This window comes from Paenibacillus sp. FSL W8-0194 (assembly GCF_037969745.1).
GTDB classification, from domain to species: domain Bacteria; phylum Bacillota; class Bacilli; order Paenibacillales; family Paenibacillaceae; genus Paenibacillus_AQ; species Paenibacillus_AQ cookii.
Genome location: NZ_CP150205.1, coordinates 174,658 through 194,440, shown reverse-complemented (window position 1 = coordinate 194,440; position 19,783 = coordinate 174,658). Strand labels below are relative to the sequence as shown.

The window sequence follows — 19,783 nt, the reverse complement described above, 5'->3', positions numbered from 1 at the left end:
CGACATCAGATGACTTATTTACGTTCAACTTAGCTTAAATCGAGCAAGATGTAAATCGGGGTTTTTTGGACTACAAACAAACATGGTTAGGAATCCACTTTCGACGCTGGCACGCAATGCAGGATTATCCGTCTGCGGACGAATATCCCGTCGCGGAACACGGAAAATGACCTGAAAACGGATCAGCGCCCCGATAAAAGGAATGTTTGTCTACTTGCCGAATTATTTATATGATAGGGATACCATATTTTTCAAATGAGGGAGTTTATCTTATGTACGGAATTATGGCTGTTTCCGGCCTGTCCTTCCTGCTGGTGGCGACGCTGACGCCGCTGTTGATCTGGACGCTGCGCAGACTGCGGCTGACGCAGCCGATTCGCGCCGAACTTCCGGCGGATCATCAGGCCAAACGGGGCACGCCGCTGATGGCGGGGCTCATCCTGCTCATCGGGGTAGCGACTTCGCTACAGTTCCACCCCGTGCCGCTGATGCTGCTGCTGTGCGCGACGTTTTTGCTGTTCAGCTCGGTCGGCTTCCTGGACGACTTTAAAAAAGCCTTCTGGCAGGACCCTTCCGGCATCTCCGGCCGCACGAAGCTGGTGCTTCAATTTCTTTTTACCGGGGCGATCCTGTACCTGCTTCTTCGCTTCTTCGGCCTCACGAGCGACATCGCTTTATTTCAAGGGTACGAGCTGCACCTGCCGGTATTCGTGTATGTGGCGGTCATCCTGCTGTTTGTGGTCGGCTCCGCGAATGCCATCAATTTTACGGACGGGCTGGATGGCCTGCTCATCAACGTGTCCGTTCCGACGTATTTTTTCTTTTTCATGATTTCGGACAAACCTGAAGTGCAGACCTTTTCGCTCGTCATGATCGGCTGCCTGCTCGGACTTTTCCTTTACAACATTTATCCGGCAAGGGCGTTCATGGGCGATACGGGGTCGATGGCGATCGGCGGTTCCCTTTCCGTGCTGGCCGTGATCGAGAAGGTCGAGATTTTGATCCCGATGTTGTTTATCATCTATTTGGCGGAGCAGCTGTCGGTCATTTTGCAGGTGTGGTACTATAAACGCACGAAGCTGCGGCTGTTCCGGATGACCCCGATCCACTTTCATTTCAGGCTAAAATACGGATGGAGCGAAAACAAAATCGTGATGATTTTTGGTTTCGTTTCGTGGATGTCGGTGCTAATCTGCTGGTTGATCTGGAAATACCTCATGCATTAAACCGGCTTATTTTCGGATTCAAAACATGACAAAGACCCGATCCGCTGCGAAATACAAGCGAATCGGGTCTTTTTATGCAGACTACCGGCTTCAACCGGTCTGTCCCTTAATACGTCCACCAGTTGCCGGACATCACGATCATCGAAAACAGCTTGATGCTGTCTTCATAGTAGCCTTCGTTCGAGCTGCCGGCCGTTTTGGACCATATGGAGTTCAGCCAGCTTTGGTTGGCCGAGGAGGTCATGGCGCTGACGCCGAACGGAGCGTAAAATGCGCCGCTGTTGTAGGAGCCGACGACGCTGCCGCTGAGCTTATAACCGTCTTTGATGCTGCTTGGATTGCTGCTTACTTTGCCTTTGATCCAGGTGTTCATTTGGTTCAGCTGATTAAGCGCGCGGTTATCCCCGGAGATCAGGTAGTCGGTCGTAATCCGCCATGGCGTGCGGCAGGAATTGTATTCGTAGTTCCCGTCATTGGCGCCTTCGAGGAAGTCGGCCGGAGCAGGCTTGTACGCCCCGCCCGACAACACCACGAAATCCGGGAGCAGGCCCGTCGACGAGCTGTAGTTGTTGTAAATCGAGTTGATGATCGTGTAGGTTTTGTCTATAACGTTGTTCCATCTCGAATCCCCGGTTGCGGCCTGGAAAGCCTTCATATGGTTCAGCATGAAGTCCGAAGGGCGCGTCGCGTCTTTATATTTGCTGTCCGTCGCCCAATCGCCGAGACGCAACGTCCATTGGGTCTGGTTCACGTCGCTTTCCATGATGGCGCCAATGATATTTTTGGCGGCCTGGAGATAGTTGATGCTGCCGCTGCTTCCCCACTGCTTGTCCGCGAGGAGCAGCGAATAAGCGATATCCATGTCGCCGTCGGTGGCTGAATCTGCGCCTTCGATGTTCTGGAAGCTGCTGTTTTGTTTCCACGCCATCAGGTACGGATTGTTGTCGCTTGGATGTTCCTTGTAATATTTATAAAGCCCGTCAAAATAGGTCTGCGCATTGCTGTCGTACCCGGCCATCAACACGGTTGCCAGCATGCCGTAGCCATGGGCTTCGGACACCGTATCGCCGTTGGACTGGTATTTCACGTAATATTTTCCGGTTCCGGCCGGCTTCAAATAAGCCGCCTTCCAGCTGTTCCATTTCGATTGGACGGCGCTGTCCATCGCGCTTTGCGTGACGTTGCTCGGTTTGATCGTACCGGATGTATATGTCGTATGCTGCGGAAACGGCTTGTTAGGAGATGCGAAAGCGAAACTTGCGGGAATCAAGAGAAAAGCGAGACAACTCATCATAACAGCTTTGCCGCGAAGCGAAAACTTTCTGTTTTTTCTCATTTTCCTTACTCTCCTTTAAAGTCGATTTTTGGATCCGTGACATAACCTTTATGCCGGATGACATTAGGCAGCATCTTGTTGGAAAGTAAAAACGGTTACATCAAAAAAGCCTGTACAAACACCTCCTTTAAATTAAAGCGCTTTAATTTTAGCGCCTATATCCATTTTAGATGCCATGCTAATATTTGTAAATAGTTCCAGAAAAGATTGCATCGAAAGTCCTGATTCGACATGTTTTTCTTTTCTTTTCCTGAAGATAGAAGCACCTAATCGATGATCTCAACCGCCCAAACGTATAACTTGAAAATATGAAAATCGTCTATCGACGTGCTTTCACGGAAGACATACAGCGTTTAAAGGTAGTTTTTCATGCAATATCAGGAAGCAATGACTCTGTAGTTTAAATAAAAAAACCCGGGGCTAACGCCCCGGTCCTCTGCCCCCATACGAAAAACCGCCTCTGCATCCATCGTCGCTGTTCACATCCCCGACGGATTCTTTCCGCTGAAAAAAATTTTGATGCTTTGTTACTCCGCCAATACGTTTTGAATGCTGAACCGCAATGGCTCATATCCGGCGATAACGCCTGAAGTTCCCCAGGCAAACGGCTTGCCGTCCACGTCCGACACGCTTCCCCCCGCTTCTTCGATCAGCAGGGCACCGGCCATCCAGTCGTAGATTTCGCGCCCGTATTCCCAGTAAGCATCCATCCGGCCGCAGGCGACGTACGCCATTTGGAGCGCGACGGAACCCAGCATGCGCACGGCCGTCGATTCGGGGAGCAGCTTGCCGAGGCTCCAGGAGGTATAGCGGACGTTTTCCGGTTCGACGTCGACTTTGTTCGGCGGTGCCGTCAGCAGCAGCGCATCCTTCAGGTTCGTTTTCCGCGCCACCCCGATCCGTTTTCCGTTCAGAAAGGCCCCCTGACCCCGAAGAGCATGAAAAAACTCATCCTGGTTCGCATCATATACCGCGGCAAAGACGGGAACGCCATCTTCGATCAAGCACAAAGAGGTCGACCAGAACGCAAACCCTTGGTGCAGATGCACCGCGCCGTCGATCGGATCGAGCACCCAATAGCCCCCGCCGAATTCGGGAGCGGCCTGTTTGCCGGCATCCAGCTCGGCTTCCGACCAGCGCACGCCGGGATAACGGGGCTCCAAAGCCTTTCGAATCTCCCGTTCGGCCCAGCCGTTGGCATCGTTGAAACGTTCGATCAGAAGCTCCCGGGTTTGCGGCGGCTGCTCGCGGTTATATTTTTGCAAAAGCAGCTGCCCGGTGCGGGTTAAAACGTCCCGAATTTCATCGACATTCACTTGGATCATACAAAATGCCTCTCCTTCGATATTTTAATAGTATTTATAAATACTACTACAAAATCCGCAAAAAAGGCGGAGCCGGCCCTAGGTGAGCAGCTCCCGGTAAGAGGCAATGATCTTTTCGTAATCCTTGCCGTAGTTCTCCGCCAATGCAGCGCCAAAATCCCGTTCGATCCACTCGCCGACCAGATCATGGTAAAATCCGTTTCTCAAAAGCTCGATGATCGACGGATGGTCCGTCTCCAGCGCGGACAACTTGACGGTTTTGCCAAAGCTTCCGATCAATGCGGCCTTGCCGTCGGCTAAAACGGAAAATTTCCTGGATATATGCCCTTCCCAGTCCGCACTCCTTAGGTGGGTGATGACTTCCTTCAGCGGCGTATGAACCTTGCCGATCGTCATGACGATGACGCGAACGCCCCGCCCTTCGGCATCCAGCAGCGCTTCTTCCATCGCTTGAAAATCTTCGGACCATACATCGACGATAATGCTGCGCTCGCTGTTGGCGATCACCCGATCCATCGCCTGCCGCAGCGCTTGCTCTCCTTTCCAGGAATAAAAGGACGCCGCTTTTTTCGGAGGCGCATCCAGCTCCTGCAGCAGCAGCCTGGAGGTTTGGTCGAAACGCGTTTTCATCGTGCGGATCAGCTCCGCGATCGGAACGGCATCGTACAAAACGGGTTCGGCCTCAATCGTGCGGCACACCCCTTTGTCCGTAAGCGCGCGCAAAGCGGCATAAACGTTGGTTCGGGATACGGATACCCTTTTCGCCACTTCATACCCCGAAATCTCCGGCTCCTCCAGCAGGGCAAGGTAGATTCTCGCCTCCAAATCGGACAAGCCGATGCTTCGCAATTCCTCGATCATGGACTCACCCCCTTTTCGAATTTCATAGTATTATTTATAAATACTACTCATAGAGCCATCACATGTCAACCCGAGAAAAAAGAAACAACCCGGACCGGAAAGCCGGCAGCGGGCTGTTCTTCCTATATAAAGGATTTGGCCGCCGGCGTTAACCTCAGTTGACGCGGCTGCATCAAATACGCGCCTTCGATCCGTTCGGCATGCAGCTCGATCCGATATTCGCCCGCATCCGGAAAATGAAGGATGCCGGCTTCGAATTCGCGGAATTCATATGGACCTCCGGTCGGCTCGACCTTTTGACGGAGCGTTTGACCGGGAGCGGAAGCCTCCAAGCGGTAGGAACCTCCCCCGTCCCCGCCGCATCCGTAAACCAGGCTTGCCGTAAACGTGCAGGGACCTGAAGTGCGTATATTCCAGGACGCAAAATCCCCAGGGTCGGACCAATCGAGCAGGTTGTCGCGGTTCTTTTTGCCTGTGTCGTAGCGCAGCGTGGCGCCGGAAATTTCGCTTTCAAAAACCCCCAGCTCGTACATCGGCGGCGAACCCGGGCCATCCATCAGCAACCGGACGGGATTTCCTTGGACCGCTTCGGCGCATAAGGCCGCCAGCACGACCGGTCTTCCGTCCGGAATCTGCAGCCCATCGTCCAGGAATACGACAATATCCTGTGCGCCCTGCCGCCGGAACGCCAAATCCTCCCCGCCTGCCAGGGGATAGATCCGCTCGACCCGACTTAGCAGCCCCGGCACCACCAGCTGTCCGTCCGCAGGCCGGTCGTATATGTGCAGGTACAGCGTACGGCCTTTTAACGTGCATCTTCCCCAAGACGGTTTGGCGGTCGGCGACGCTCCCGCGCCGTAAATGCTTTCCCCGTTCGCCTGCAGCCACTCGCCGACCTCCAGCAGGATCGATTCGGAGATGGGATCCCATTCGCCCGTGGCCGTCGGCCCGACGTTGATGACGAGGTTGCCGTTTTTGCTGACCACGTCGATGATCTGGCGAATGATCGCATCCGGCCGCTTCCAGTTGGCATCCGATTTTTTATAGCCCCAGGAGTCGTTCAGCGTGATGATATTTTCCCAGTCCCTGCGGAAAGCCCGGGTTTCAAGCTGGTTGTCGGAGGTGTTGGCGTAATCCCCGAGCGGGCTTTTCCAGACGCGGCTGTTCACCAGGCAGTCCTGCTGCAGGGCGTGAACGGTGGTCAGAAACGCTTCCCCCTGCTCCCGGGTCAGCTTGCCCCCGCAGTCGAACCACATCAGCCCCACCTTGCCGTATTCGGTCAGCAGCTCGCGCACCTGCGGCAGCGATTTGCGGCGGAGGTAGCGGTCGAACCGGGAACGTTTGTCTTCATCGTGAATCCAGCTCTCCACCTCGTCGTAGGCGCCGATATTGCCGGGATAATCCCAGGTGTTGCCCTGCGAGTCCGGGTCATGCCAATCCATGGCGTGCGAATAATAAATGCCGAGAACCAGCCCTTCCTCGCGGCACGCTTCCGCCAATTCCTTCAACGGGTCCCGCCCGAACGGCGTATGCCGCACGATGGAGTAGTCGGATATTTTCGAGTCGTACATCGCAAATCCGTCATGATGTTTGGCGGTAAAAATAATATATTTGAGCCCGGCCCGCTTGGCGGTCCGCACCCATCTGCCGGCATCGAAGGCGGTGGGGTTGAAACGCTCGGCCATTTCCTCGTAAGCCTGCACCGGAATGCGGGCGCGCAGCATAATATGCTCGCTGTAAGAGGCTTTAACCTCCTCCCCGTTCCACTCACCGGCCGGAAGCGCGTAAGGCCCCCAGTGAATGAACAGGCCGAGCCTAGCTTCGCGCCACCAGGCGATCCTTCGCTCATGGGCTTCGTCCCCGGCCTCCGGACCGTCGTTTACGGCCTGCAGAGGATCATCCAGCAGATTTTCCCCGCGGACGGCCGATGAATGCTCGCGGCCCGTTAGGTTGATGTCCGTCTGATGCCCCTTCCGATTCCCCATGCTTCTCCCGATCCCCTTTCCTTGTCCCGTGTCCTGTTCAATAGCCTATTTCGGACATCCGTTACCAAAAACCAAGCTTGGAACCGCGCAGCCTCGAGACGGCCTCCACGAAGAAGTAATCTCCGTATATAAGCGGCGTATCGATATGCACCCCGCCCGGCAGATTGGAGGTACCCGACAAAATCAACCCTTCCTCGTCCTCCCGGTCCCAAGCGCCGTATTGCTCATCCAGGGCACGGACAAGCCTTCCGGCGGCGTCCAAATACGTTTGGCCTTCGCCTGCGGGAAGATGGGCCGCAAGCTCGATCAGCCCGCAGGCGGCGCAGGCGCCGGCCGAGGTGTCGCGCGGCGTGTCGTCGTTCCGGGGCGCCCGGAAGTCCCAATGCGGGACGTAATCCTCCGGCAGATGGGCCAAAAAGAAATGCGCGGCCCGCTTGGCGGCGGTCAAAAACGCTTCGTTTCCGGTATATTTATAGGAAAGCGCCATCCCGTACAACGTCCAGGCGCTGCCCCTCGCCCAGGCCGAATCCTCCGCATAACCCTGCCCGGCATCCGCGCCCAACAGTTCCCCGGTTTCGGCGTCAAAGCGCAAAATGTGATAGCTCGATCCGTCCGGACGCATGAAATGCTCAAGGACCGTTTCCGCATGCGCGGCGGCGATATGCCGGAAGCGCGGGTCGTTCGTCGTTTCCGAAGCCCAATACAAAAGCGGCAGGTTCATCATCGTATCGATGATCGACCAGCCGGCACGGTTGATGTTCTCCCCATCATGCCAAGCCCGGATATACCGTCCCTTCAGGTTAAAACGGCTCGCCAGCTGCGATGCCGCCATCAGCCCCCGCTGCCGGGAGCGTTCATTGCCCGTGATGCGGTAGTTGGCCACGGCGGAAAGCAGCCAAATAAACCCCGAATCATGGTGCACCGCCAGCGCATGCAGCGGTTCATCGAGCCGTTCTTCGCACCGCTCCGCGATGTCCCTGAATTCGGGTTGTCCGCCGTCAGCGGACAGCTGCCATAAAATGCCCGGCCAGAAGCCGGCCGTCCACCAGGACACGCGCATATCGTCGTATACGCCGTTCACGGAGGCATGCGGGCAGCTGACGCCGATGCGGCGGCTGGTCCGCCCGATTTTGTGGCGAATCCGGTCCCACGCGCCGTCCGCCCAAACTTGGACGGAAGCAGGGATCTCTGCCGGTTGCAGCGGTTTGGCGTCGGCTTGTTGTAAAATCTGTTCACTCATTGCATATTCCTCCTCTATTCGCAGGTTCAGATGCTTCCGGCGGCAAGCTGGTCTGCCCGAAACGCCAGCCCGCGACGCGGTATCGGCTTCCCGCTCCTCCCGGCTCCACGGTGCCGGAAAAGCTCCCGTCCGCGGTTTTGGCCACCGTCACTTTACGCCAGCATCCGCCGGTCTGTTCGTAATCAAATGTTTCTCCGTCATCGTCGTACAGCAGGCTTTCGCCCGGCGCGGATCCAAAATGGACCAGCTCGATCGGAATGTCTCCTTCGGGCACATGGCTTAGGGCAGGCATCATCGGAATGACGGCACCCTCGCGAACGAAAAGCGGGAGGCGTTCCAGCGGGCACTCCACGCGGATGACGCGCCCCCCCTCGCGGCGCACGCCGGTTTCGGCTTCATACCAGACGCCCTCCGGCAGCAGCACATCCCTTCCGGTTTCGCCAGCAAACATCGGCGCAACTAGCAGATCGCGCCCGATGCAAAACTGGTCATCCCATTCGCGCCCAAGCCGGGTTCCGTAGGCTCCCTCCGAAGTATCAAGCACATCGAAGGCTTGGACCGGTCTTCCAGGGGAGGCGCCGTTCAAGGCTGCAGCGTCCGGATTTTCTCCGGCGGCGGATGCGGCGCGCTGCTTCGTGCGCTTTGCTTCGTCCAGCACGAGCGGCATGGCCGGAAACGGAGGCGTCCCGTTCGCCTCGTATTCGGCGAATACGGTATACAAATAAGGCAGCAGGCGCATCCGCAAACGGATATAATGGCGGATCGCCGCCTCCGCTGCGGGATCGCTCCACGGCTTCACGCCGTCCCCCCAGGCGTTCAGCATCGCCAGCGGCGAGAAGCATACCGTCTGCATCCGCCGCACCCAGTCTTCGGTGCTTTCGGTCCGGCGCACCTCCGGGCTCCAAAGCAGCCCGCAAAACGATGCATTGCACAGCGCCCTTACAAATTGCCTGTGGTCGTACAAATCCGAGTACAGCACGTACGGAAGCGGCGACGCGCCCGCGTTGGAGGCACGGACCAGCCCGTAAGTCCGCTGGTTTTTCCGGCGATAGAGGCCGCTTGTGATGTCCTGCAGCAGCAACCCGTACAGCTGCCGCATTTGCTCCCCGTCATGTCCGGACGGAAAGGCCGCATGCGCCGGGAACATCCATGAATTGCGCGTCAGCTCGCTGCCGTCGCATTCGTCCAGCTTGTAGCCGGCTATGCCGAGGCTGACATGCTCCCGCTCATGCTGGGCGGCATACAGCTCCCTCGCCTTCTCCAGCGCAAAGTCGGGGGCGAGGCCGCCCCATACGGCGTAATCGCCGGACAGCGCCTGCATCTCGCCGTACAATTCCGACCGCGGCGATATGTAGGGATGCTCCCACAGATTGAGCCGGAACCCGGCCTGCCGCATGCGGGAAACGAATCCGGCCGGATCGGGGAAACGGTCCGCATCCCATTCATAGGTGCAAGGGTAGCTCGCCGAATGCCAGCCCGGCTCCAGCCCGATGACGTCGCAAGGAATATCCCTTGCGCGGAACTCCATCGCCTCCCGCTCGACCTCTTCATCCCGGTACAGCGTCGGGACGCGGTGCCAGAAGCCCAGCCCCCAGCGCGGGGGCAAAACGCCCCCGCCGCAGAACAGGTTGTAGCGGCGCACCGCATCCATCATGCCGGGACCGGCAAACAGGTATACCGCCGCCCCTTCCGGCGGGAGCCGGATTTCCAGCCGGTCCGACGCCGGCGTCGCTTTCCAGCCGCGGTCCGTGTTGCGGTCGCGTGCCTCTGCCGCGGCGCCTTCATGCTGCCGCAGCGTCGACCCGCAGTACATCGTGACGGCCCGCGCGGTATCCACCAGCACGCCGTACCCGCGCCCGCTCACCAGAAAAGGGACGGGCGCATGCGTCTCCCCCGTATCCTGCCGGGGATCGCTGTTTACCCGCAGGTACCGGGTTCGGCCGCGCTGATTCATCCGCATGAACTGCAGGCCGGCGCCGTACAGCTCCTCGCTTTGGTCGAGCGGAAACGACAGCAGGCTCCCGCCTGCTTTCAGCTCGGTGAATGCGATTTCCTCCCATTCTATCGGAAGCGGAATATCCGGCATCCCGGCCAACGCTTTCGTTTTCGGCTTCCGGTTCATGCAGGTGAGCGGCGTCAGCCCCTCCGGGCTGCCGAGGGTCGTCTTCCATACGCCCGGCGCCGCTTGAATCCAATCCGTATGCCGCATAGCTCTCCCTCCTACAGGCCGCCCGGCGGGTCTGCCGCGAGCGGAATCACCATATTCCATGTCTGCCGCGCATGACGGAAACCTCCCGGACCGTCGGCGGTCGCCGCAAACAGATGCGTCGGCCGGCCGTCCTGGAACAAAAGGAAAGGCCGCTCGAAGCTGCCCATCACCCGCTTCCGTCCGTCATCCCATAAAATTTCCCGCGAATAAGCTTTAGGCGCATCGGCTAACCGCCAATCCGTCCCGTTGTCCGATAAAGCCAAAATGCCGCCGTGCTTCTCGCCGCAAAGATGGCCTTCCATATCTTTGGCGATCATGGCATATCCGTTATCGGTCCGCCAAATGAACGGGTCCTCCACATGCACGTCGGGCGGAAACAACGGCTCCTCGCGGATGACGCGGTAAGGTCCCTCCGGTCCATCCGCCGCCGCCGCGCCAAGCGTCATGTTGCCGTACGCGTGTCCTTCATATTTCCGCGCCTTATAGATCAGGAGCACCGATCCGTCCTCCCTGACGCAAGGCGCCGGGTTCGAAGTCAGGTAGCTGTCGAACTTGCCGGGGCGCACAGGCAAAATCGGGGAATCCCTCCGCTCCCACGGTCCGAACACGCTGTCCGATACGGCCAAGCCTACCCGTTTGTTCGCCCTCGCCGCGATCGCGCGGCAGTCGTCCAGCCCAAGCTCTTCCCCGGGCTTCGCCTCCGCAAACGGATGCGTGGATCCCATGTAGTAGAGAAAATATTTTCCGCCATGCCGGACAATATGAGGATTATGCGTGCTGCGCCCGTCCCAATACTCCGCCCCCCGGGCCGGAAGAACCGTCTCCGCGTATTCATAAGGTCCCTCCGGCGTATCCGATACGGCTCTGACGATCTCCGAGCGGAGCAGCCAGCCCGGATGCATCGGCAGCCAGTCGGGCCAACGGGAAGCAAACATATGATAGCGTCCGTCCTCGCCGCGTACGACCGAGCCGCACCATACCCACCAGCCATCCATCCGAAAGCCGCCGTTGACCGGCGCGGGCAGCATCCGATCCATCAGCGAAAAATCCATCATGCTCCCTCCCACCCCTTCAGTCCGTACCGCCCGGCCGCACTCCCATACAGCCATTGCGCCCCGCAGTAAAGCGCAAATTCGCGGTCCATCCATCCCTTGGCTACCTGTTCATCCAAAAATCCCGCCAGCAGCCGCTTCACGACATGAATCTTGCCGTACGTCCATTCGATGCAGCGGGCATCGGATACGATCAGCGAGCTTTTGGCGGGGGCCAGCGCTTCGAGCCGATACTGCATGCTTTGCGTATACGTGCTTGCCCGGAAGTTGTACCACCACATCCCGCCGACGTGAACATTCGGGAAATTCCATGCCGCCTGCACGACGTCCAGATTGCTCAGCTCCGCGGCGGTGACCAGTTCAAACGGGATGGAGTATTTTTCAAAAAATCCGTACAGCCGGACGACCCGGAGCGGGTCATTGACCGGCGCCGCGGAAGCGATGCCCCATCTGCGCTCCACGCCGAGAAACAGCTGCAGAAACATGCCGCGGCGCTCCAGCTCCGCGCACGCTTCGTGCAAAAGCATGAACAGCACCTCGTCGGACCGGCTGTCCCTGCCGATCCGGTACGTTTCATGCGCCGACGCCTCAAACTCCGGGAGCGTGGTCATGATGCCGGGGCAGCCCATCTCCTGATATTCGCCCAACTGTTTGCGAACTTGTTCCTTGGCCAGTTCAAACGCTTCTTCCCGCCGATCCGACTGCAATATTTGTCCGACCAGCTTCGGCAGCCAGCCGTCGATCCGCGGAAACAGCAGCGCATCGTGCGCCATGCCTTCGAATGAGGCATGCTGCGGATGATTGACGGCAAAACGGCGTACATGCAGCCGGTCCGCAACGTTCTGCGCCCAGCCGGGATCTTTACGATGTGCCTTGATCCGCGCATCCGCTTCCCGGACCGATGCCGCGTCCGTCAGCTTCACCCCGTACAAGTCCTTCAAGATCGTGGTGAACGCGATGTTCATCAGCGTGTTGCGCGAAACATGGTAGGCGTTCAGGAAAGCTTCGATCCGCTTTTCCTCCGGCAAAGATCCTGCCCCGGGCGGATACCCTGCGCTCTGAAGCTCGCGGTTCAGCCAGAAATAGTCGGCGATTTCCCAAAAGTCTTCCGCGCACAGATGGTCGCCCGCCAGATGGGTATGCGTATCGATGACGTCCATCGCCATGATGTCGTCCAGCAAAGATGCCTCTTTCATCCGGAACCCTCCTTCGGTTGCCAGCTTACGTTTGTATTGTTTTCATTTCGGCTCATCCTTCGTCCATCGCCGGGCCGCGCCCGAAGCACATCACTTTTGCCGGCCCGGAACCCGATGATACGGCCTGAAAATAGGCGGATAACCGGCTCAACTCCGCTTCGCCGACGGCCTGAATGTTGCTGTCAGAACCGTCACCTCGCCGGCATGAAGCCGCAACGGAATCTCCATCCTCTGCTTGGCAGCCAAAGCCCTCTGTCCGGCAGTATTCCGGAGCGTACAACTCCCCTCAACCGTTTCGGCCCCCTCAGGCAGCTTCACCAAGACGCGCTGATCGGCCGTTGACGATGCCAGCTTTACCTCCAGCCACCCTTGTTCCCCATCCCAACCGATGTCCACTTCGATGCCGCCGCAGGCCGACAGCCCCTGCACGCGCGCCCTTCGCCACTTCGAAGGCAGCGCCGGAAGAATCTTCAGCAGCCCCGGCTCGGAATACAGCAGCATTTCCTGCACCGCCGCCGTCCAGCCCATGTTCGCATCCAGCTGCACCGGTGCCCAGTCCATGGCGAGGCCAATCCCCATCTGCCGCCAGTCGTTATGGAGCGTATAAAAGTTGTTGATCACCGACGAGCGGCTTAGCAAATCCAGGCATTCCAGCGCCAAATCCCCCTCGCCCAGGCGGGCGTACAAATTTGCCATATGGGCAAGCGACCAGCCGGTCTGCTCTTTGATCCCGACGACCAGCCTTTTCCGGACCGCCGTCCAAAACGCCTCGAACAAAGCAGGGTCCTTCTCCTTCGTCATCTCCTTGCCCGGAAACACCGGATAAAGATGCGACTGATGGCGGTGGTGGTATTCGTCGTCGTATGAAGGATGCATCCATTCCCGGACCGCGCCGTCTTCATTCACCTGGTAATCCGGAATGCGCCGCAGCAGCTCCTTCCAGACGGGAATTTCGCCCGGGTACATGCCTTCCTCCCCGGCCCCCGCCACCAGGCGGCTCAGCACCTCCTTCGCGATGGCAAAATCCATCGTCGCGTTGACCGTCGTCCCTTTCGGTCCCCCCGCCCCGTTGCCGGGTTTGTTCTCCGGCGAATTGGACGGGCAGCTAAGCAGCCTGCCGTCTTCCCCGACGACAAAAAAATCTTCATAAAACAAAGCAACCTCCCTTAAAAACGGGAGCGCCCGGTTTCTAAGAAACTCCCTGTCGCCGGTATAAAGGTAATAATCGTAATAATGCTGGGCGATCCAGCCCGCCGCTCCCGTCCAGTGGACGATATGCGGCGCAAGCGTTTTGACGAGCCCCGAATCCGGAGCCGTCGGCGCCGGGATAAAAATTCCCCTGCAGCCAAAAAGATGCCGGGCATTCAAGCGGAAATCGTCCAGCAGCCGCTCCATATAATCGAACACCGTCAGGAGCAGCTCCGGCATCCGGCCGCTCAGCGCCTGCCAATACATCATCTGCAGGTTTTCATTGGCCATGTTGAACGCCCAAAAGCCCCGGTACTCGCCGCACCATAATCCGTAAAGATGACAGGGATTGCCGCCTTCGCGGGAGCTTGAAATGAGCAGGTACCTGCCGTACGCCCACATTTTCTCCACCAGGGCCAGCGGCGCTTCGCCTTGATAGGCTTCGAGCAGCAGCTCCTCATTGGAACGATCCCGCCCGCCCGCGGAGAGATCCAGCGATACCCGGTCAAACAGCCCTCGATGCTCGCGGACATGCGCGGCCAGCAGTTCGCGGTAGCCTCTTTGCTCCGCCGCCAGTTCAGCTTTCAGTCTCGCCCACTCCGCTTCCCTGCTGCCGGAAACGAACATGCGGAGCAAAACGAGCACCTTCCCGGCGCCTTCAACCACCGTTTCCGCCCCGTCGGCGGTCAAGCTGCCGTCCGCCGGAACGATCCGGGCTACCGCTCCGAATTCGCTGCCGTCGTCGCTGCGGGCCGCGTACCATACATAAGTGCCGTCCGCCCCCGACTCCGCGTCCGTCGGCAGCGGCGCTTCAGGCCGGCCCGGCGGCCGTTTAACATCGGCAGGGTCATGGAGCCCCAGCGATAAACCGGCCCTTACGGCCGAAGGCTCTTCCGCGCGCAGCTCCATCACGACCATGTCATCGGGGCGGGATACGAACAGGGCCCGCTCGAAAGCGGCCCCCCTGTCCTGCCAGCGAACGATGATTTCGCCGGTCTGCATATCCAGCTCGCGGAAATAGTGTTTGAATCCTTCGCCTACTTCGCAACGGATCGTCAGATCGCCCAGCGCAAGCGGAACGGCCATCACCGGATCGTATCCAAGGTCCTGAAGCTCCTGAATCAACATCGGCTCGGCCTCCGCCTCCCGGCCCGCCAGCATCAGCCGGCGCATTTCCGCAAGCCGTTCGCTGACGTCGGGCAGCTCGGGCGTGCGGCTCTGCCACCATAAATCGCCGTGCGTCAGCATGATGGTCTCGTGATGAACGCCTCCGTACACCGCCGCTCCGAGACGGCCGTTTCCGGCCGGAAGCGCTTCGCGCCACCTAGCGCCCCACCAGGAAGACGGGGTAAGGAGCTTCAGCCTCCATGCTTCCGCGGAACCCGTATCCATGCTGTACACCTCTTTCCCCGCTTGCCGCGGATGTTATTGGTTGCGGCTCGATTGATTCAGAATGCCGTCGTTGTTTTTGAAGCGTTCGGTCGCCTCTTTGACAATTTCATTGCCGCCTTTTTGCTTATACTCCTCGATGACCTTCGGCCAATCCGAGATCGGCTCCTTGCCGTAAATCATTTTCACCATGTGGTCGATGATCAGCTTCGGCGCCTGGTCGGGACGTTTGGACGCCAAATCCGGGAATTGGCTGAAGGTTTCCAGGTCCGGCACGAAACCGATGCCGCCGATGCCTTCGTGGGCCAGCGTTTCGTCCAGCGCCTTCAGCACGTCCGTACCGCCCGGAAGCAGCTCGGTGCGCTCGCGGTTGATCGTTGCGTCGCCCACCCATCTGAGCAAGGAACGGAAACCTTGTTCGTCATTGCCTTGTTTGTCCGTCGGGAACTTATAATCGATCTTGCCGTCTTTTTCGGTGTAATTTTCGCCCTCGATGCCGAAGCTGAAGAACTTCACGGCCTCCGGCGTCTGCATCCAGTCGAACAGCTTGATGATGCGGATCGCTTTTTCCTTGCTGACCTTGCTGTTGATATACAGGGAGGTGTTGACCGAGCTGTACAGGCCGTAGCCTTTCAAGCCGTTGTCTCCTTCGGGAGACGGGATGATATCGACCTTCGCATCCGGCACGGCCTCCTGGATTTTGGTGCGGAAATCGAGCAGGCCGGCGGCGTTCGCCGTCCAAATGCCCGCGTTCCCCGCCTGGATGTTCTCGGTGTACTGCGGCGCCTGGATGGTGGCAAAGTCCTTCTGAATCAGGCCCTCTTCATACATCGTTTTATAGAAGTTGAGCGCTTTTTCCATGTTCTCGGCATTGAAGAATTTCGGAACGACTTCGCCGTCCTTCTCCATGAACTGGTATCCGAGCGCGTCGTAGGCCCCGAAGCCGATGTCCGCATATTTAAAGTTCTCGCGGGCTTGGTACGGCGCAGGCACGCCCAGCTTTTTGAATGCGCGCAGCACGTTCAGAAGATCGTCCATCGTTTTCGGCACCGGAAGCCCAGTTTTTTCGAGCAGGTCGGTCCGGATAAACGTCGCGCGGCGAGAAGGGTTGCTCAGCCATGTCGGCACGCCGTAGATTTTTCCTTTATAGCTCACTTCGGCCCAGGCTTCCTTCGGAACCGCTTTCATAATATTCGGCGCATACTCCTTGAGCAGGTCGTCGAGCGGCATAAACACGCCGGCTTCAATGGATCCCGACATCGATTTGTCCGTCGCGCCGCCGACGTTTTGCACCACGTCAGGAATCTCCCCGCCCGCAAACATGATCGACATCTTGGAGTCGAAATCCTTGAGCGGAATCATCCGGATGTCTACGTCGATGTTCGCCCTCTTTTCAAATTCTTTGACCCACTTGTCGTTGTTGATATCCTTTGCGCTTTCTGCGTAACTGTTTCCGCTTGTTGTCAGGGAGATCGAAAATTTGAGCGGCTTGGACTCGTCGGAAGCGTCTGCCGCTTCGGAGCCGCTGCCTTTGCCGCATCCTGCGACGCCAACCGTCAGAAGCGCCGATGCCAAAACCAGGCTAATCCATTTCTTCATTGGCTTTTCCCCTTTCCGTTACTGTAGAGACAGGCATTCATTCCTTGCTGATCTCATGATAAAACGAAAGCCCGGGGCGCACCCATGGGGCGGATTATGCTGGTGGTGTGTTTTTTTAGGATGTGACGGCCGCAGCTGAAGGCAATGGACGGCAAACAAAAAAACAACCGGTCTCCCGGCTGTTCCATTTCTATCGTTCAGAAGGTCACCCCGCCCGCCACGCGTCCCCATCGGACCGGCCGGAAGGCAGCCATGTTCCGGCTCCGTCTGCCGCTTCCTTTTCGTGAGCCGCCGCCGTGCGCGGCATGCGCATGATCATTTTCGTGCCGCGCCCCGGGCTGCTTTCCACGCTCAGCCCATAATCCTCCCCGAACACGAGCTGAATGCGCCGGTGCACGTTGGCGACGCCGATGCCGCCGTGAATTTGCCCTTCCCCGCCGCCGTCGGCCAGCCGATTTTCGCGCAGCTTGGCGCGCAGCTCCTCGAGACGCTCCGGCGCCATGCCGCAGCCGTTGTCCTCGACGCTGACCCAGAAGCAGTCCTCCTCTTCGCCCGCATCGATCGCAATCGCATGATGATCCTCGATTCCGCCGCGGAACGCATGCTGAAACACGTTTTCCACGAGCGGCTGCAGCGTCAAGCGGACCATTTTCCGCAGCAAAAGCTCGGGCGCGACCCGCAAATCGATCTCGAACGTCCGTCCGATGCGGTGGTTGATGATCACCATAAAATACATGACGTGCTTCAGCTCGTTGGCGACCGTAATTTCCTCCAAATGGGTCCGCACCGAATAATGCAGCATATAGGAAAGCGCCCCGACGATTTCGGAAATTTCCTCCGAGTCCTGAATGACGGCATAACAGACGACCGTTTCCAGCGTGTTGTACAAAAAATGCGGATTGATCTGCAGCTGCAGCGACTGGAATTCCGCCTTCTGCCGCTCGGCCTGCATCTCCTTGTTTTTCAGCTCGGACTGGTAGACGATGTCCACCAGCTCCGACAGCCGATTGACCATCAAATTGTAGCGGATGATCAGCTCCGTAATTTCGTCGTGCCGTTTCGGGAGGGGGATGAATTCCCAGTTCCCTTTTTCGGTCTGGCTCATCCCTTTCATCAGCCTGCGGATCGGATTCGTGATCGCCCCGCCGAAGCGGTTCGCCAGGAACAGCGCGCAAAGGAACGTGATTCCCGCTACGATGAAAATCAGCGTCCGCGTCGTTTCGAGCGGCTTCGTAAGCTGGCTGTCGGGGATGGACACGACCAGGTTCCAGTCCGAGTAGTCGGCCTTGCGGCTGATGTACGCCCGTTTCTCGCCCTCCGCCGAGCTGTGGAACATCGAAGCTCCCGCCCCCGAAATCTGGTTGGCCAAACTGGCGGGAAGCACCTTTCCGGTCATCCCGGGATCGGCATGGTATTGAATCCGTCCCTCATTATCAACGATAAAAAAATAGCTGTCCTTCCCGAGATCGATCCCTTTCCATAGCGTCGACAGCTCCTCGGACTTGACCTCGATGCCGACAAAACCTTTCATCTCCGGGGAACGCAGCCCGCGGATGCGGCGGATCAAGGTCAGCATCGGCGCCCCTTCCCCCTGGATGCTGTGATTGACGATGGTCAGGCGCCCGGACGGGTCCGTATGTTTCTTGAAGTAATCGATTTGTTTGGCCGTATCTTCCGGGCCGAGGAACGGTTCGGTGCCCCCGTTGAAATAATACAGCGCATTGCCGTTGTAGCCGAGGATGTACAGCGCGCTGATCTCCGGATTGCGGATCCAGACCGGCTCCACGATCGAATCGCGGATGTCGGTCAGGTAGCGGTAGTTTTCGTATTCCTCGCGGTCGGACGGCAGATCGATGTACTTTTTGACGTTCAGGTTGGAAAGCAGGGCTACCATCGAGCGCTGGTAGGAAGATAAATACAGGTTGGTATGATGGACGGCGTTATTGACGATCTGCGTCATCTGATTTTCCGCGCTTTGGGACAGCTGCCTCGCCGATATCGTGTAAAAGGCGATCCCGACGGTCGAAAGCGACAGCAAAATGACGACCAAAAATCCGATCAGCAGCTTGACGCGCAGGCGAAGCTTCATCATGCGCATCACTCGATGCCAAAAGACGACCGGTATTCCGAAGGCGACATGCCGACGAAATTTTTGAACGTCTTCGTAAAATGGGGATAATCCTCGTAACCGACCTGAACCGCGATGTCCGTGATGGTCAGCGTCGGGACGGCAAGCAGCTTGCGCGCTTCCTCGATCCGTTTTTTGATGCGGTAATGCACGAAGGTTTCGCCGGTCATCTTTTTGAACAATGCGCTGAAATAGGTCCGCGTCAGGCCCACCCGCTTGGCGACCTCCTCCAGCGTCACCTCTTCCGAAAGATGCAGGTCGATGAACGCCTTCGCCTCCTCGATCGGATCCTTGAATTTGCCTTTGCGCGTCAGCTGCAGCTGGGCATACATTTGCTCAAGCACCGCCCCGAATGCTGCGAGCGTTTCCTTTTTGCTGATGTCCGTGCCGCGGATGTCCAGGCAGATTTGCGGCTGCCATCCCCGCTGGGAGAGCTTTCCCGCGATCATGCGCAGGCAGTCTTCCAGCACGGATTTCATGCCGGGCACATGCAGCCCCGCAAACAATCCCTCCCGCTCGCCTTCTTCGAGCAGCCGGACCATGTCGCTTTTTTGCAGCATCCAGATGCTCTGCTCCAGTTTTTCCGACCATTCCACGTATTTTTGCAGGGGAACGATGTTTTCGTTCATGCCGGCGATGATTTCGCGGAGCGCGTTATGCACGTCCTGCTGGGTCACCGGCTTGAGCAGGTACCGTTTGACGCCGTATTCGATCGCCCGCTGGGCGTACCCGAAATCGTTGTAGCCGGAAATAACCGCGACCTGCACATGCGCGAATTCCCGGTGGATCCGCTCGCACAGCTCCAGGCCGTCCATCCGCTTCATCCTGAGATCGGTCAACACCAGATGCGGCTCCACGCTTTGGATCATTTCCAGGGCGGACTCCCCGTCGTCTGCCGTATATATGGCCGAAAACGACGCGGGATACCGCTGCACCATTTTGACAAGCCCTTTTTGAATGACAGGTTCATCTTCCACAATCAGCACACGCATGGATCCATAACCCCTTTTCTCGCCGGATTTGAAAAGAAAGCTGCGGCGCTATGCGCC

The 19,783-nt window shown here is 58.1% G+C and carries 13 protein-coding genes; 1 reads left to right on the top strand and 12 read right to left on the bottom strand.

Going from position 1 to position 19,783, the window contains the following annotated elements; genetic code table 11:
- Window positions 1-272: 272 nt before the first annotated feature.
- Window positions 273-1,226, top strand: a complete 954-nt coding sequence (locus MKY58_RS00780) for a phospho-N-acetylmuramoyl-pentapeptide-transferase (RefSeq protein ID WP_339323042.1) — start codon at window positions 273-275, stop codon at window positions 1,224-1,226.
- Between the two features lie 106 nt (window positions 1,227-1,332).
- Here MKY58_RS00780 and MKY58_RS00775 read toward each other — a convergent pair whose 3' ends face one another.
- The 12 genes from MKY58_RS00775 to MKY58_RS00720 all read right to left on the bottom strand — a co-directional run bounded on the left by MKY58_RS00775 (window position 1,333) and on the right by MKY58_RS00720 (window position 19,726).
- Window positions 1,333-2,562 carry a glycosyl hydrolase family 8 gene (locus tag MKY58_RS00775; RefSeq protein ID WP_339323041.1) on the bottom strand — a complete coding sequence of 410 codons (1,230 nt, stop codon included), beginning with the start codon at window positions 2,560-2,562 and terminating at the stop codon, window positions 1,333-1,335.
- Window positions 2,563-3,089: 527 nt separating this feature from the next.
- Complete coding sequence (locus MKY58_RS00770) at window positions 3,090-3,887, bottom strand: inositol monophosphatase family protein (RefSeq protein ID WP_339323040.1); 798 nt, start codon at window positions 3,885-3,887, stop codon at window positions 3,090-3,092.
- Window positions 3,888-3,965: 78 nt separating this feature from the next.
- The gene (locus tag MKY58_RS00765) at window positions 3,966-4,748 is read right to left on the bottom strand and encodes a helix-turn-helix domain-containing protein (protein WP_339323039.1); all 783 of its coding nucleotides are present in this window, start codon (window positions 4,746-4,748) and stop codon (window positions 3,966-3,968) included.
- A gap of 122 nt (window positions 4,749-4,870) precedes the next feature.
- Window positions 4,871-6,733, bottom strand: coding sequence for an alpha-L-fucosidase (locus tag MKY58_RS00760; RefSeq protein WP_339323038.1), 1,863 nt, complete (start codon window positions 6,731-6,733; stop codon window positions 4,871-4,873).
- A 61-nt stretch (window positions 6,734-6,794) separates the two neighbouring features.
- Window positions 6,795-7,973 carry a glycoside hydrolase family 88 protein gene (locus tag MKY58_RS00755; protein ID WP_339323037.1) on the bottom strand — a complete coding sequence of 393 codons (1,179 nt, stop codon included), beginning with the start codon at window positions 7,971-7,973 and terminating at the stop codon, window positions 6,795-6,797.
- Window positions 7,966-10,182, bottom strand: a complete 2,217-nt coding sequence (locus MKY58_RS00750; protein WP_339323036.1) for a TIM-barrel domain-containing protein — start codon at window positions 10,180-10,182, stop codon at window positions 7,966-7,968. Before MKY58_RS00750 ends, MKY58_RS00755 begins: the two co-directional genes overlap by 8 nt.
- A gap of 11 nt (window positions 10,183-10,193) precedes the next feature.
- Window positions 10,194-11,237, bottom strand: coding sequence for a glycoside hydrolase family protein (locus MKY58_RS00745; RefSeq protein ID WP_339323035.1), 1,044 nt, complete (start codon window positions 11,235-11,237; stop codon window positions 10,194-10,196).
- A complete protein-coding gene (locus MKY58_RS00740; protein ID WP_339323034.1) occupies window positions 11,234-12,430 on the bottom strand; it encodes a glucuronate isomerase in 1,197 nt (398 codons plus the stop codon). Before MKY58_RS00740 ends, MKY58_RS00745 begins: the two co-directional genes overlap by 4 nt.
- 147 nt (window positions 12,431-12,577) lie before the next feature.
- Complete coding sequence (locus MKY58_RS00735; RefSeq protein WP_339323033.1) at window positions 12,578-15,010, bottom strand: glycoside hydrolase N-terminal domain-containing protein; 2,433 nt, start codon at window positions 15,008-15,010, stop codon at window positions 12,578-12,580.
- Window positions 15,011-15,043: 33 nt separating this feature from the next.
- On the bottom strand, window positions 15,044-16,606 hold the full coding sequence (locus tag MKY58_RS00730) for an extracellular solute-binding protein (protein ID WP_339323032.1): 1,563 nt from the start codon (window positions 16,604-16,606) through the stop codon (window positions 15,044-15,046).
- A 205-nt stretch (window positions 16,607-16,811) separates the two neighbouring features.
- Window positions 16,812-18,698, bottom strand: a complete 1,887-nt coding sequence (locus MKY58_RS00725; protein ID WP_339323031.1) for a histidine kinase — start codon at window positions 18,696-18,698, stop codon at window positions 16,812-16,814.
- 5 nt (window positions 18,699-18,703) lie between these two features.
- Complete coding sequence (locus MKY58_RS00720; protein WP_339323030.1) at window positions 18,704-19,726, bottom strand: response regulator; 1,023 nt, start codon at window positions 19,724-19,726, stop codon at window positions 18,704-18,706.
- Window positions 19,727-19,783: the final 57 nt, after the last annotated feature.

Bases quoted from the DNA above. Each gene is read 5' to 3' on its own strand.
- MKY58_RS00755 (WP_339323037.1), bottom strand. From the start codon at position 7,973: ATGAGTGAACAGATTTTACAACAAGCCGACGCCAAACCGCTGCAACCG.
- MKY58_RS00765 (WP_339323039.1), bottom strand. From the start codon at position 4,748: ATGATCGAGGAATTGCGAAGCATCGGCTTGTCCGATTTGGAGGCGAGA.
- MKY58_RS00730 (WP_339323032.1), bottom strand. From the start codon at position 16,606: ATGAAGAAATGGATTAGCCTGGTTTTGGCATCGGCGCTTCTGACGGTT.
- MKY58_RS00720 (WP_339323030.1), bottom strand. From the start codon at position 19,726: ATGCGTGTGCTGATTGTGGAAGATGAACCTGTCATTCAAAAAGGGCTT.
- MKY58_RS00780 (WP_339323042.1), top strand. From the start codon at position 273: ATGTACGGAATTATGGCTGTTTCCGGCCTGTCCTTCCTGCTGGTGGCG.
- MKY58_RS00745 (WP_339323035.1), bottom strand. From the start codon at position 11,237: ATGATGGATTTTTCGCTGATGGATCGGATGCTGCCCGCGCCGGTCAAC.
- MKY58_RS00740 (WP_339323034.1), bottom strand. From the start codon at position 12,430: ATGAAAGAGGCATCTTTGCTGGACGACATCATGGCGATGGACGTCATC.
- MKY58_RS00750 (WP_339323036.1), bottom strand. From the start codon at position 10,182: ATGCGGCATACGGATTGGATTCAAGCGGCGCCGGGCGTATGGAAGACG.
- MKY58_RS00775 (WP_339323041.1), bottom strand. From the start codon at position 2,562: ATGAGAAAAAACAGAAAGTTTTCGCTTCGCGGCAAAGCTGTTATGATG.
- MKY58_RS00760 (WP_339323038.1), bottom strand. From the start codon at position 6,733: ATGGGGAATCGGAAGGGGCATCAGACGGACATCAACCTAACGGGCCGC.
- MKY58_RS00735 (WP_339323033.1), bottom strand. From the start codon at position 15,010: ATGGATACGGGTTCCGCGGAAGCATGGAGGCTGAAGCTCCTTACCCCG.
- MKY58_RS00725 (WP_339323031.1), bottom strand. From the start codon at position 18,698: ATGATGAAGCTTCGCCTGCGCGTCAAGCTGCTGATCGGATTTTTGGTC.
- MKY58_RS00770 (WP_339323040.1), bottom strand. From the start codon at position 3,887: ATGATCCAAGTGAATGTCGATGAAATTCGGGACGTTTTAACCCGCACC.